Raw genomic sequence first — 13,174 nt, 5'->3', positions numbered from 1 at the left:
CGCGGCAAAGAAAAGTAGGCAAAAGAAAGCCGCTGAACACCGCCAATCCTTGTTTCTGCCTGAGGGCCCTCAACGGGTCCTCCACTTCACACGGCAACCTGCCTTTCACTGCCCGTTGCCAACGCTCTGATTGAGCGCCTCACCCGCTTCACACGCCCGCGTCGCCACACACGCGATCAAATCGTCCACGTTCTATAGCGGCAAACTGTGTGTAGGTTTTCGTGGCGTATGCGCGCCACTCCGGACTGAAAAGCGGGATCGGTGTCGTAAGAACGCAGAGGTGTGAAGCACTACGACCTACACACAGTTTGCCACCTGGGCGGCCGTAACCAATCGCTGCCGCTGACTGCGCTACGGGTGATTGAAGCGGGTGAGGCGTCGATTCGAAGCGCGGGCAACGGGCGTGGACTGAGAGGTTGCCGTGTGAAGGAGAGGACCCGTTGGGGCCCTCAGGCGGAGGTCAAGAATTGGCGGTGTTAGCCCGCTTTCTTTGCTTACTTTCTTTGCGGCGGCAAAGAAAGTAAGTGCCGCCCCGCACAGGGGCAACGCATGCGCCGCGTAGGCGCTAACGCGGATGCCAGCGAAAACACAGAAAAAACCAGCATCGCGCTACGCGCAAAAAAAAACCTAAACCTTTTCACTCCGAGCCCGCCGCACCGTCGCAGACGACAAAACCTTCACCAACTCCGCATATTCCTCCTCAAGAAACCCCTCCGCATGTTCCAGCAAAAACCGCCGAAACATCACACAAGTCGGCGACAGCTGTTTCGAAGCGAGATGCACGATCTGCCACGTGCGCTCAACGGGCGTCCCATTCACATCAAGCAACGCAATCTCGCCAGTACGTAACTCAAGCGCAAGCGTATGCAGCGAAATCAGGCTAACACCCATACCCGCCATCACAGCCTGCTTGATCGTCTCATTGCTGCCAAGCGTCACACACCGCGCAGGTGTAAAAAGATGCTGCCGAAACGTATGCTCGGCCACAGCCCGCGTCCCCGACCCCGGCTCGCGCAGCAAAAACGTATCCCCAGCCAGTTCCTGCAGATCGAACCGCCGCGCATCGCGCAAAGGATGCGAAACCGGCGCAATGATCACATGCGGATGATAGGCAAGCGGCTCGGCCGTCGTGCCAAGCTCGGGCGGCGGCCGCCCCATGATCGCGAGATCGGTCGCGTTGTCCTGCAACAGCCGCAACAGCGTCTCTCGATTGCCGACTGAAAAATGCACATCCACCTTCGGATACTGCTTCGAATACCGCGCCAGCAGCTTCGGCGCAAAGTAAGTCGCGGAACTCACGATACTCACCGTAATCGACCCACTGTCCGCCTGTGCCAGCGAGGTCATCGTATCTTCGGCGTCCTTGATCTCGCCGAGAATCCTGCTCGCGTGATGTGACAGACGCTCGCCCGCTTCCGTCAGCGTCAGACGCCGCGCAATCCGCTCGAACAGCGGCATGCCGATCGCCTCCTCCAGCTGGCGGATCTGCATCGACACGGCCGGCTGCGTCAGATGCAACTCTTCCGCCGCGCGCGCGAAGCTCGGCAAACGGCTTGCGATCACGAAGATCTGCAATTGCCTGAGCGTCAGCGAGCGGATCAGGTTCATCGGGGCGATTCCCATGCGCGCGCCGCCGCCATCCGTGACGCGGAAATATCGATGGATTCAGCGGCTCGCGCGCGGTCCATTGGGCGGCGCCGCGGGTGAAGACGGCGTGCCGTGCGCCGGCGGCGGTGTCAGCTTGTGCAACGAGCCTTCGTAGCTCAGCGTCTCCGTCTTCAGTGGATGCGCGAAGTCGTCGTTGTCGCCGGGCACGTCCGTGCGCAGCAGCGACACGCCGCCCGGCACACCATCGGCGAATATGAATGTGTAGCGCTTGCTCGTGAACTTCGGAAAGCGCTGCGCGTTCGGATCGTGCAGATACGGCTGGATCACGACTTTGCGCGCCTTCACGGACTTGCCGTCGAGCTGAACCGTCGTATCGGTGATAGCGGGTCCTGCCGCGAGCGCCAACCGCACGCGCTGCTGGAAATAGCGCCGCTGGCCGCCCGTTGCCTGCTCCATCTCCCCGATATCGCGTTCGAGGAAGTACAGGACCACGGGATTGCACGGCAGGTTCGCGGGCAACTGCACCGTGCCGCTCGCATCGCTGACAGTGGCGTCGCCGTTCACGTTGCCCGCGCTCGCGACGAGCACGCGGATGCGGTCCGTCTGCTTGTCGGGCGGCGCGGATATCACGAGCGAATAGTCGAGCTCCGTCTGCGACGCCACGCCTTGCAGATGCGGCGTGAGAAACAGCAGCTTTTCAGCAGGCGCGATGGGTGCCGTTGCACCACTCGCCCCGCTGGCTGGATCGGCCGCTTGCGCCGCGTTCGGCATGGTCACAGCGAGCACGAGCACCGCCAGCGCGGCCGCGCCGCGCATCGCAAGCGCACGCGTGCCGACGCATGCGCTTGCCGCACACACGCCCGTCATTTCGGCGCATCCGATGCAACGGGCGCGCTCGCTAACGGCAGTAGCGGCACTTCATAGCTGGCCAGAATCTTGTCGATCGTATCCTGATGCGTGGCGACCCACTGATCGATCTTGTCGTGCCACGCCTTCTCGCCGTATCGCACGCCCATCGAGATTTCATAATCGAAGCGGATGCCCGGCTGCGGCGGGAACGGCACGAGCTTCACGCGATCGCTCGCCTGCTTCGCGAAGTAACCGGCAATCGGCCCCCACACAAACACGACGTCCACATTGCCCTGCGCCAGATCGTGCTGGATCATCTCGCCCGGAAACGCGTTCGGGTCACCGCTTTGCGCCTGGTACGACACAGCCTGGTCGATCAGGTTGTTCGACAGCAGCCAGTCGACAGCAGGCGTCTGCGAGAAGATGCCGAGTCTGAGCTTTTTCAGCTGATCGGGCGGCAGCTTCAGCAGATCGGCGGGTGCGTTGATGTTCGCGAACTCGGGGCGCTTCGGGAACACCATCGCATACGTCGAATGCAGCCACGGCCGCGTGGTCGACGTCATGTCGTAACCATGCGGCACGCCGATAATCAGGTCGCACTTGAACTGATCGCTGTTATCCACCTTGTCGCGCAACGTATGGCGCACGAACCCCATGCGCTGCGGAAAGTATGTGTATTCGAGCTTGTAGCCGAAGTCTTTGGCCATCGCCGCCGCGATCTTGTTTTCGAAGCCTTCGCCTTTGTCGTTCGACAACGGCATGTTGTTCGGATCCGCGCACACGCGCAGCACCTTGTCGGCGCCGTCGTTGTTCGGAAGGTTCGGTGCAGCGGCGGGCGCGCCCTGCGCATGCGCGGATGGCGCACCGATGCAGACCCAGCACAGCGCCAGCATCGCGCAAAGAACACGGACGGCGGAATTGCTTCGATCGGACATCGAGGTCTCCCGGATTAGCGTCATGCTACTGAGTGCTACGTATAGCGCGCTGATTCACGATCGTACATGCGATCGTGCCCGTTCATTTTGCATCGATCGCCTGCAGATCGCCCGGCTTGATCGAGCCATCAGAACGGCCCTTCAGGTAAGCGAACAGGTTCTCCCAGTTCTTCTGCATCATCTGGCTCGAACTAAAATCGGGCATGCCCTTGTCGACACGGCCGCCAAACACCGTGCGATGAAACTCGTTCTTGTCGAGCGTCTTGAACGCATCGATCAGCGACGGACCCACGAGGCCTTCCTGCTTCGCGCCGTGGCAGCGTTCGCAGGCAAGTGCGCGCCAGGTCTTCCATCCCTGCAGCGTGTCGCTGTCGACCTTGTTTCCGTCGACAACCTTATAGGCGACCTTCTGGACCTGAGGTGCGTCCGACGACTGCCCCCAGCTATTGGTCATGACAACAGGTAAAGCGCTCAACGCGAGTAACGCACCTGCAAGCGACAGCACAACGCGGCCTTTCATGCGTTCGTCTCCCTATCATTTCGATTGATGCTGCTTGTCACACTCACGCGGCAGACGCGCGGCGCATTGCAGAATGCGAGGCGCCGCGGTTGCCACTTTTCATCGAAGCCGAAGACCGCATCCAGGCGTCTTCGGCTACGTCACTGCTGCTGCGAAACTGCATCAGCGTCAGGCGCCGGACTCAGCCGTTCCCACCGGGAATGGCGAAGATGAACAGCGTGCCGCCGAGCGCTGTGTACTTCGCGAGTTCGCGATAGCCGCCCACGGCACCGAGGCCTTCTTCCGACTTCTGCAGGCCCGCTGCCATGCCGATGCCCGCCCAGCCGCCGATGCCCGAATACACGCCGATGAACTGCTTGCCCTGATACTCATACGTAAAGACGTTGCCGATGATCCCCGACGGCGTCTTGAACTTCCACAGTTCCTTGCCGTCCTTGATCCGCACGGCCTTGATGTAGCCTTCCAGCGTGCCGTAGAAGACGACGCCGCCCGCCGTCGCCAGCGCGCCCGACCACACCGAGAAACGTTCCGGCTTGGACCAGACGATCTTGCCCTTGGCCGCATCCCACGCGATGAAGTTACCCATCGCGCCCTTCTCGTTCGGACCAGGGTACATCGACAGCGTGGCACCGACATACGGCTGGCCGGACACGTAGTCGACATCGAACGGCTCGTAGTCCATGCAAACGTGATTGGTCGGCACGAGGAACAGATTCGACGACGGATCGAACGCGGCAGGCTGCTGGTCTTTCGAACCCAACGCAGCCGGGCAGATGCCCTTCACGTTGTGATCGGGACCGGCTTTCTGTGTCGAGTACGAAGCATTGCGAATTGGCAGACCGCTCTTCAGATCGACGCTATCCGCCCAGTTCACAGCCGGGTCGTATTTCTGTGCAACCAGCAGTTCGCCTGTCTCGCGATTGAGCGTATAGCCGAAGCCGTTACGGTCGAAGTGCACGATCGCAGGCGTCTTCTTGCCGTTGATCGAAATGTCCGAGAGGATCATTTCATTGACGCCGTCATAGTCCCACTCGTCGTGCGGCGTCATCTGATACACCCACTTCGCCTTGCCCGTATTCAGGTCGCGCGCGAAGATCGACATCGACCACTTGTTGTCGCCGGGGCGTTGCGTCGGGTTCCACGTGCCCGGATTGCCGGTGCCATAGTAGACAAGGTTCAGCTTGGGATCCCACGCATACCAGCCCCACGTGGTGCCGCCGCCGAGCTTCCACTGATCGCCCTTCCAGCTCTTGATCGACGAATCCGCGCCAACCGGCTGCATCTTGCCGTCGGCCCAGGTCATCGTCTGCTGCGGATCGAGCAGCATTTCGCTGTCCGGCCCGGTGCTGTAGGCCTTCCACACTTCCTTGCCGGTCTTGATGTCGTACGCGATCAGACGGCCGCGCACGCCGAACTCGCCGCCCGAGATGCCCGTCAGCACCTTGTCGCCGAATACGTGCGGCGCGTTGGTGTTGGTTTCGCCGGCCTTCGGGTTGCCGTTCTGCGCGGTCCACACCACTTCGCCCGTCTTCGCGTTGAGCGCGACGAGCTTGGTGTCGGCCTGTTGCAGGAAGATCTTGCCGTCGCCGTATGCGAGACCGCGGTTGACGGTATCGCAGCACATCACGGAAACAACCGACGTGTCCTGCTTCGGCTCGTACTGCCAGATGAAGGTCTGGTCTTTCAGGTTGACCGCGATGACCTTGTTAGGAAATGGCGAGTGGATATACATCGTGTCGCCGATCACGAGAGGCGAGCCTTCGTGACCGCGCAGCACGCCCGTCGATATCGTCCAGGCGACCTGCAGCTTGCCAACATTGCTTTCGTTAATCTGCTTGAGCGTGCTGTACCGGTGATTCGAATAGTCACCTGCCTGCGCCGCCCAATTCGATGGGTTCTTGATCAGCGAGTCCAGTTGCGGATCGGCATAAGCCAGGAACGAGTTCAGCGCCGCCGCAAAGAACACCGCCAGTCCTAGAACCAGGGTGCGTACGTTCATGTCTCCTCCAGATGGGTGATACTGGTTGAAACCGTCCAGTTACCGATGACACGCTACCGGGTTGCTCCAGCCGCGCCTCTGGATGCAGGTAACGCCTTTGCTGCGCCAGATCCATTGCCCGGCCCATGCGTATGACGGCGGATCGCATATTCCATGCCGGTCGCGATTGCACACGGATTGCACGCCGTCACATGCGCTTGCGCGGGCTTGCGGCGTCAACATGTTCCGCTTCGCGGCCGGCGGCGGGACATTCTGTGTCAGATACGCAAACCAGCGGACGGCGCGCTGCAATCGTTCTTTGCAAAGCGCATACGGGCGCTAAGCTCTTTGTATGCGCACCCCATTCCGACACCAGCGGAGGTCAGTCATGACGCAAAGCGAACAGGTGTATTCCGACGAGGAAATCCAGAAGAAGCTCGAAGGCCCGTTGCAGCACTGGTATCTCGAAGACGGCTGGCTGCGGCGCAAGTACCGCACGGAAAGCTGGAAAGGCACGCTGATGGTGGTCAACACCGTCGGCCATCTCGCGGAAGCCGCGTGGCATCACCCGGATCTGACGGTGTCGTATGCGTTCGTGGTGGTGAAGCTGAAAACCCATTCGGCCAAAGGCATCACTGACAAGGACTTCGCGCTCGCCCGCAAGATCGAGGAAGTGATCCAGTGGCAGCCGGGCAAGGAAGGCGGTCCGCTCGAAGGCACGCCCGCCGACGATCAGCGCTTCCGCTATATCAAGTACGACGCGCCGAAGAGCTGACGCGATTCAGTCGGAACCACGCGCCGCGCGCCGTGCCGCGCGTGGTATGGCTCTTGCCTGACACCTGAACCGCGCCGCAGCGCCGGTTCAGCGTTCGCTTGCCGCGCCTCGCCCACGCCTGTACGACTCGACAAGGAAGCTTTCGCATGCGGATGTCATCCGAACGCACGTCGACACTGCCTGCCATCTCGGCGATCACCGTCGAAGCGCCCGGCCGGCTGCACATGGGCTTTCTCGATCCCGGCGGATCACTCGGACGCGCGTTCGGCAGCGTCGGCATCGTCATCGAAGGATGCGGCACGCGCGTCACTGCGCGCCCCGCCGACGACGCCGCAGTTGAAGGCGCCACGACCGACGCGCAGCGCGAGCGCATCGAACGCTATCTTCGGCTGCTGCACGATGCCTACGGTGCGCCGCCCGTTTCCGTCGAGGTCGAACAGGCAGCGCGCGCGCATTGCGGCATCGGCTCGGGCACACAGCTCGCGCTGGCGATCGGCACTGCCTATGCGCGCCTCGCCGGTATCGACGCGACGACGGCGGAACTCGGGCGCCTGCTCGGGCGCGGAGCGCGCTCCGGCATCGGCGTACTGGGTTTCGATCATGGCGGATTGATCGTCGACGGTGGTCAGGGCCCCGCACACGCAGGCGCTGCCGCCTTGCCGCCGCTGCTCGCACGGCAGCCCTTTCCCGACGACTGGCGCATCGTGCTGATCGACGACACCACGCGCGAAGGTCTGCACGGCGACGAAGAGCGGCGTGGCCTCGCTGCTTTGCCGCCGTTTCCGCAGTCACTTGCCGCGCATGTGTGCCATCAGTTGCTGATGCGCGTACTGCCCGGCATGGCACAGGGCGAGTTCGACGCATTCGCCACCGGCGTCAGCGAGATCCAGCAATCGATCGGCGAATACTTTGCGCCCGTGCAGGGCGGTGTCTATTCCAGCCCTGCTGTCGCGGCGGCGATGCAGGCCATCGCGGCCAACCAGACGGCAGGCGTCGGACAAAGCTCATGGGGCCCGACGGGCTTCGCGTTCGTGCAGAGCTCGCGCCACGCCGACGATGCGCTCGCGGCAGCGCGCGCCGCCACCCGCGCGTTTCCCGGCATCGTGTGCTCGGTGACGCGCGGCCGCAATTGCGGCGCGCGTTTTTATGCCGTGCAGCAGCCGCGCTTCGGCATCGACGCGCAATGAGCCGGATGCCCGCGTTTTGCCCAAAGATCGAATGCGTGCGCGCCAGCCGCTCGCGCACGCCCCGCTTTTGACTACGAAAGAGCCGACGCCATGTCCCAAACCACTGAAAGGCCCTACATCCTGCACATGTTCACGCCGACGCCGCAGATGAGCCCGTTCGACGTCAACATGGCCGCCGACGCCGGCTATCAGATCGTCGTGCCGTATTGCGCCGTCGACGTGCGCAACGTCGTGCAACTCACACAGGACGCGATTTTTTCGCGCGGCCCGAAAGGCGTGTCGCGCACGGGTATTTTCATCGGCGGACGCGACGTGATGCTCGCCGCCGACATGCTCGACCGCGCGCGCGAAGCGATGGTGCCGCCGTTCGAAGTCTCCGTGTTCGCCGATCCGAGCGGCGCCTATACGACATCGGGCGCGCTCGTCGCGCTGGTCGAATGTCATCTGAAGGCGCAGCACGGCGAAGAACTGAAGGATAAACATGTGCTGATACTCGGCGGCACGGGCGCAGTCGGGCGGATCACGGCCGCGATCGCGGCGACGCTCGGCGCGCATGTGACGATCGCGAGCCATTCCGATGCCGCGCGCGCCGAGCGCGCGAGCCAGGACGTCGACGAACGGTTCGGGATCAGGACGTCAGGCGTCGGCACGGGCACGGCGCAGACGCTCCACGCCGCGCTGACGCGTGCGGACATCGTGTTCGCCACGGCGGCCGCCGGTGTCCAGGTGATGAGCGCCGCGGATCTCGCGCAGGCTCCGCGCCTGTTGATCGCCGCCGACGTCAACGCCGTACCGCCCGAAGGCATCGCGGGCGTCAACGTGATGGACGACGGCAAGCCGCTCGCGGGTGCCGTTCGACCCGATGCAATCGGCATCGGCGCGCTGGCAATCGGCAACGTGAAGTATCAGGTCGAGCATCGGCTGTTCACGCGGATGCGCACGGCGGGCAAGCCCGCCTATTTTGGCTTCACCGAAGCGTTCGACGAAGCCCGCGCGGTTGTCGCCGAACGCAGCTAGCGCGCATGTCGAAACGAGGCGATGTCATGCCGGCCATGTCCGCGCTGCCCTTCGATGCCAGGCGTTCCGCGTCTGCGCCGTTCGTCGCGGTGGCGGGGCTGTCGGCGCGCATGCTTGCGCAATCGGCTGCGGACGCGGGCTATCAGGTCGCCGCACTCGATCTGTTCGGCGACCGCGACACGCGCCGCTACGCGAAGCTGTGGCTCGATACGGGCGGCGACGGCTTGTCGATCGATCGCGACAGGTTGCAGGCAGCGCTCGAACGCGTCGTGCGGCTGCCGCGGCTGATCGGCTATGTGGTGGGCAGCGGAATCGAGCCACATATCGGCTGGTTGCAGCAGACGGCGAAATTGCCGCGCCTGATCGGCAACGACGCCGACGCAACAGCCGCCGTGCGCGAGCCGAAGCGTTTTTTCGCGTTGCTCGATGAACTGGGCATCGCGCATCCCGAGGTTACGTTCGCGCGCCCCGAACGCCCCGAAGGTTGGCTGCACAAAGCCGCCGACGGCTGCGGCGGCACGCATATCCAGCCAGCGGAAAGCGCAGACGCCCACGCCGGTTACTTTCAGCGCTTCCATGCCGGACTGCCGATGTCGGCGCTCTTTCTCGCCGCGCGGGGCGAAGCGCTCGTAATCGGTTGCGCCGAGCAATTCATCGCGGCGAGCGGCGCGCTGCCCTATCTGCATACAGGTTCACTCGGCCCAATTGATCTGCCTTCCGGCATTACGCGGCAAATAGATTTCGCGGTGCGCTCGATTGCTGCACGCGCAAACCTGAGCGGCCTCAACAGCCTCGATTTCCTGCTAGACGGCGACACGATCCGCGTGGTCGAAGTCAACGCGCGCCCTTCATCGACGATGGCGCTGTATGAGCGCGCATGGCGCGACGCGTGGCCGCGCGGACTGCTCGCCGCGCATATCGACGCATGCCTGCACGAACGCCTGCCGACTGCACACGCAGTTCCGCCACAATGCCGCGTCGCACAACAGGTCGTGTTCGCGCCCGTTGCGTTCACCGTCACGCGACGCTTCAGCGATGCCCTTTTCGTCGATCCCGTCTGCCACGACGTGCCGAACGCGGGAACGCACATCGAAGCAGGCCACCCCGTCTGCACGGTTCTCGTGACCGCCGACACACGCACCGCGTTACAAAGCGAACTGCAACGCCACACACAACGCCTTTTGAAACGCATCGAAACCAGCCTCGAATCTCGCCATGAACTCGTCGACTCCCACGGCTGACCACGACGGCCACGCGCCGCCTATCGCCCACGACGCGCCCAGCGTCAACGCGCTCGCCGCGCCGCTTGTCACGCAACTGCTCGCGGATGCGGCGCGGCTGCGAATCGCGTCATCGCGCCACCCGTTCGGCCCGACCATCGTCGATGCGGGTATCGCCACGCCCGGCTGCGTCGAAGCCGGCGTGCTGATCGCGCGGATCTGCATGGGCGGGCTCGGGCGTATCGAAACGCGCATCAGCGCCGGGCACGAGCCGCTCTGGCCCGCGACGATCGAGGTGCACACGGCGTCGCCCGTACTCGCGTGCCTGGGCAGCCAGTACGCAGGCTGGAGCCTGTCCGCGAGCAAGGAACAGAACAACGGCAAGAAGTTCTTCTCCCTCGGCTCGGGACCGGCGCGCGCGCTGGCCGGCAAGGAGACGCTGTTCGACGAACTCGGCTATCGCGATACACACAAGACAGGCGTGCTGGTGATGGAAGTCGGCCAGCCGCCGCCGCAAGCGGTGCTCCAGAAAATCGCGGGCGATTGCGGCCTCGCGCCCGATCAACTGACCGTAATCGTCACGCCGACACAATCCGTCGCCGGGACGGTGCAGATCGTCGCGCGCGTGGTCGAGGTCGCGCTGCACAAGACGCATGTGCTCGGCGTGCCGCTCGGCGAGATCGTCGAGGCAAGCGGCACGGCGCCGTTGCCGCCGCCCGCGCCCGATGGCCTCGCCGCAATGGGCCGCACGAACGACGCGATCCTGTACGGCGGGCGCGTACATCTGACGGTGACGAGCGACGCCGTCGCGCGAAAGCTCGCCGCCGAACTGCCGTCGTCGAATTCGCGCGATTATGGACGGCCGTTCGCCGAGATTTTCGCGTCGTTCAACCACGACTTCTATCAGATCGATCCGTCGCTGTTCGCGCCTGCCGAGGTGTGGGCGAGCAGCCTCGAAAGCGGTGCGACCTATCGCGGCGGCAGGCTCGACGGGGCGCTGCTGCATGCGCTCTGGCAAGGCGACAGCTTCGTCGCTAGCAGCGAACCCGCTGCTGAACCCGGCACGCCCGGCGTCACCAGTCCGGGGGCGCCATGAGCGATGTATCGGCGGCGAGCGGCCTGCGCGTCGCGATCATGACGGACGAAACCGGCTGGCACACAGGGCGGCTCAAAAAAGCGTTCCGCGCGCGTGGCGTCGAGGCGCGCTGCGTCGATCTCGCCACTTGCCGTATCGATACGACATGGTCGCCGTCTGGCCTCGCGATCCCGGGCTTCGCGCGCGAACTGCCCGACGCCGTGTTCGTGCGCGGCATCGCGGGCGGCACATTCGAGCAGGTCACGCTGCGGCTGGGCATCCTGCACGCGCTGCGCGAATGCGGCGTGCCCGTCTATAACGACGCACGCGCCATCGAGCGCAGCGTCGACAAGTCGATGACAAGCTTTTTGCTGCATCGCGCGAATGTGCCGACGCCGCCCGCATGGGCGACTGAATCGTCGGCATTCGCGCAGCGCGTGCTGATGCGTGAGGCGGCCGCGGCGCGCAAGGTCGTGCTCAAGCCGCTGTTCGGCTCACAGGGTAAAGGCTTACGCAGGCTCGGGGCGAACGCGTCGAACGGCACGTTGACGCCGCTGCCGTCGCTGCGCAGCTTCAGCGAAGTCGCGTATCTGCAGCGCTACGTAGGCAGTACCCGCGCGCGACGCGACGACTTCGACTGGCGCGTACTCGTGATCGGCGGACGCGCGCTTGCTGCGATGCGGCGAACCGGCGGACGCGGCTGGATTCACAACGTTGCACGCGGCGCGCGCTGTGAACCCGCTGAACTGGAGCCGACGCTAGCAACGATCGCCGAACGTGCAACGGCCGCGTTAGGACTCGACTACGCAGGCGTCGATCTGATTCCCGACCTGTCGATGCCCGATCAGACCGGTGTGCCTCTCGTGCTCGAAGTAAACGGTGTTGCCGCGTGGCGCGGACTGCAATCGGTGACATCCGTCGATATCGCGGCGGCGCTGGTCGACGATCTGCTCGACCGCAAGCTTGCCGCGAGCCGCTCGCCGCCCACGCCCGTCGTGCCGATTCATGCGGGCCGATGACGATCCGCTGGCGCGCGCGCCCGCCGCGTTCCTGCGCGCGTGCCGGCTCGACGTCGAAACGCCAAAGCCCGGCAATGTCAGCTTCGCGAGCGCGGGACATGGGATGCAGGCCGCGCAGTTCATCGACAGCGCCGAGGCTGCTGCGCCCGCATTGTTCGCGAACGGCGCGCGCGTCGGCAAACGCATCCTCGATGCGGTGACACGCACGCGAGACGCCGCGGGATGCAACACGAATCTCGGCATCGTGTTGCTGGTTGCGCCGCTTTCTGCGGCACTCGAACTCGCCGGTAATGAGCCACAACTCGATTCAAGGCGCTGGCGAGCGTCGCTGGAACATGTGCTCGCCAACCTCGACCTGGACGACGCACGCGCCGCCTATCGCGCGATCGCACTCGCCAATCCCGGTGGATTAGGCGACGCGCCCGAGCAATCCGTGCACGCGCCGCCCACCGTCGATCTGCGCGAAGCGATGGCGCTCGCTGCCGAGCGCGACAGCATCGCGCGCCAATACGCGAACGGTTTCGCCGACATCTTCGACGCGGGCCTGACAGCCATCGCGCAATCGCACTGCAACACGCCTGCCGACGTCATGCTCGACGTCTTCCTGACGTTCCTCGGCACGCTCCCCGACTCGCACATACTGCGCAAGCATGGCGCGGCCGTGGCGCAAAGTGTCACGCGCGAGGCGCGGGAGCATCACGCGCGATGGCGCTCCGCAAGCGCTGCAGCGTACGCACCGCAACTCGATGCATGGGATGCCGAACTGAAGGCGCGAGGCGTAAATCCTGGCACGAGCGCCGATCTGAGCGTCGCGACGCTCTTCGTCGCCGCGCTGCTCGATCCATCGCGCTTCGCAAACGATCCCATCTGAATGCGTGCGCCGCGAGATTGGCATGGTTCCTGTTACACGGGAACTCGGTGCGTCCCCCTCAAAAAACGCGCGGCGGGTCGCCACGCGTCGCGAGTTCGTCCCACGTCGACAGACCCAAAT

The 13,174-nt window shown here is 64.2% G+C and carries 12 protein-coding genes; 7 read left to right on the top strand and 5 right to left on the bottom strand.

Going from position 1 to position 13,174, the window contains the following annotated elements:
• Positions 1–627: 627 nt before the first annotated feature.
• From G3O01_RS41805 to G3O01_RS41785, 5 genes are all read right to left on the bottom strand, one after another.
• Positions 628–1,608 (bottom strand): LysR family transcriptional regulator, encoded by a 981-nt coding sequence (locus G3O01_RS41805; RefSeq protein ID WP_205813345.1) that lies wholly within the window; start codon positions 1,606–1,608, stop codon positions 628–630.
• A 57-nt stretch (positions 1,609–1,665) separates the two neighbouring features.
• Positions 1,666–2,475 carry a hypothetical protein gene (locus G3O01_RS41800; protein ID WP_205813341.1) on the bottom strand — a complete coding sequence of 270 codons (810 nt, stop codon included), beginning with the start codon at positions 2,473–2,475 and terminating at the stop codon, positions 1,666–1,668.
• Positions 2,472–3,392: a substrate-binding domain-containing protein gene (locus G3O01_RS41795; protein WP_205813340.1), complete on the bottom strand. Its 921-nt coding sequence runs from the start codon at positions 3,390–3,392 to the stop codon at positions 2,472–2,474. The genes G3O01_RS41800 and G3O01_RS41795 overlap by 4 nt, the downstream gene beginning before the upstream one ends.
• An 82-nt stretch (positions 3,393–3,474) precedes the next feature.
• Positions 3,475–3,912 (bottom strand): c-type cytochrome, encoded by a 438-nt coding sequence (locus G3O01_RS41790; protein WP_205813339.1) that lies wholly within the window; start codon positions 3,910–3,912, stop codon positions 3,475–3,477.
• Between the two features lie 181 nt (positions 3,913–4,093).
• Positions 4,094–5,911 carry a methanol/ethanol family PQQ-dependent dehydrogenase gene (locus G3O01_RS41785; protein ID WP_205813338.1) on the bottom strand — a complete coding sequence of 606 codons (1,818 nt, stop codon included), beginning with the start codon at positions 5,909–5,911 and terminating at the stop codon, positions 4,094–4,096.
• A 367-nt stretch (positions 5,912–6,278) separates the two neighbouring features.
• Between G3O01_RS41785 and G3O01_RS41780 the strand changes: the two genes are divergently transcribed.
• From G3O01_RS41780 to G3O01_RS41750, 7 genes are all read left to right on the top strand, one after another.
• Positions 6,279–6,665, top strand: coding sequence for a 4a-hydroxytetrahydrobiopterin dehydratase (locus tag G3O01_RS41780; RefSeq protein WP_205813337.1), 387 nt, complete (start codon positions 6,279–6,281; stop codon positions 6,663–6,665).
• Between the two features lie 146 nt (positions 6,666–6,811).
• Entirely contained in the window at positions 6,812–7,852 is a 1,041-nt protein-coding gene (locus G3O01_RS41775; protein WP_205813336.1) for a beta-ribofuranosylaminobenzene 5'-phosphate synthase family protein, read from the top strand.
• Positions 7,853–7,942: 90 nt separating this feature from the next.
• Positions 7,943–8,869, top strand: coding sequence for an NAD(P)-dependent methylenetetrahydromethanopterin dehydrogenase (locus G3O01_RS41770; protein ID WP_205813335.1), 927 nt, complete (start codon positions 7,943–7,945; stop codon positions 8,867–8,869).
• Positions 8,870–8,895: 26 nt separating this feature from the next.
• Positions 8,896–10,110: an ATP-grasp domain-containing protein gene (locus G3O01_RS41765; RefSeq protein WP_241024712.1), complete on the top strand. Its 1,215-nt coding sequence runs from the start codon at positions 8,896–8,898 to the stop codon at positions 10,108–10,110.
• On the top strand, positions 10,085–11,185 hold the full coding sequence (mch, locus tag G3O01_RS41760; RefSeq protein WP_205813334.1) for a methenyltetrahydromethanopterin cyclohydrolase: 1,101 nt from the start codon (positions 10,085–10,087) through the stop codon (positions 11,183–11,185). The genes G3O01_RS41765 and mch overlap by 26 nt, the downstream gene beginning before the upstream one ends.
• On the top strand, positions 11,182–12,183 hold the full coding sequence (locus G3O01_RS41755; RefSeq protein WP_205813333.1) for a RimK family alpha-L-glutamate ligase: 1,002 nt from the start codon (positions 11,182–11,184) through the stop codon (positions 12,181–12,183). Before mch ends, G3O01_RS41755 begins: the two co-directional genes overlap by 4 nt.
• Positions 12,170–13,054 carry a triphosphoribosyl-dephospho-CoA synthase gene (locus tag G3O01_RS41750; protein ID WP_205813332.1) on the top strand — a complete coding sequence of 295 codons (885 nt, stop codon included), beginning with the start codon at positions 12,170–12,172 and terminating at the stop codon, positions 13,052–13,054. The genes G3O01_RS41755 and G3O01_RS41750 overlap by 14 nt, the downstream gene beginning before the upstream one ends.
• Positions 13,055–13,174: the final 120 nt, after the last annotated feature.

Source organism: Burkholderia sp. Ac-20365 (genome assembly GCF_017104715.1).
Taxonomy (GTDB): Bacteria; Pseudomonadota; Gammaproteobacteria; order Burkholderiales; family Burkholderiaceae; genus Paraburkholderia.
This window is presented reverse-complemented; position numbering and strand designations above follow the sequence as displayed.

Coding starts and splice junctions, on each gene's coding strand:
- G3O01_RS41805 (WP_205813345.1), bottom strand. CDS start 1,608: ATGAACCTGATCCGCTCGCTGACGCTCAGGCAATTGCAGATCTTCGTG.
- G3O01_RS41770 (WP_205813335.1), top strand. CDS start 7,943: ATGTCCCAAACCACTGAAAGGCCCTACATCCTGCACATGTTCACGCCG.
- mch (WP_205813334.1), top strand. CDS start 10,085: ATGAACTCGTCGACTCCCACGGCTGACCACGACGGCCACGCGCCGCCT.
- G3O01_RS41780 (WP_205813337.1), top strand. CDS start 6,279: ATGACGCAAAGCGAACAGGTGTATTCCGACGAGGAAATCCAGAAGAAG.
- G3O01_RS41790 (WP_205813339.1), bottom strand. CDS start 3,912: ATGAAAGGCCGCGTTGTGCTGTCGCTTGCAGGTGCGTTACTCGCGTTG.
- G3O01_RS41755 (WP_205813333.1), top strand. CDS start 11,182: ATGAGCGATGTATCGGCGGCGAGCGGCCTGCGCGTCGCGATCATGACG.
- G3O01_RS41795 (WP_205813340.1), bottom strand. CDS start 3,392: ATGTCCGATCGAAGCAATTCCGCCGTCCGTGTTCTTTGCGCGATGCTG.
- G3O01_RS41765 (WP_241024712.1), top strand. CDS start 8,896: ATGCCGGCCATGTCCGCGCTGCCCTTCGATGCCAGGCGTTCCGCGTCT.
- G3O01_RS41800 (WP_205813341.1), bottom strand. CDS start 2,475: ATGACGGGCGTGTGTGCGGCAAGCGCATGCGTCGGCACGCGTGCGCTT.
- G3O01_RS41775 (WP_205813336.1), top strand. CDS start 6,812: ATGCGGATGTCATCCGAACGCACGTCGACACTGCCTGCCATCTCGGCG.
- G3O01_RS41750 (WP_205813332.1), top strand. CDS start 12,170: ATGCGGGCCGATGACGATCCGCTGGCGCGCGCGCCCGCCGCGTTCCTG.
- G3O01_RS41785 (WP_205813338.1), bottom strand. CDS start 5,911: ATGAACGTACGCACCCTGGTTCTAGGACTGGCGGTGTTCTTTGCGGCG.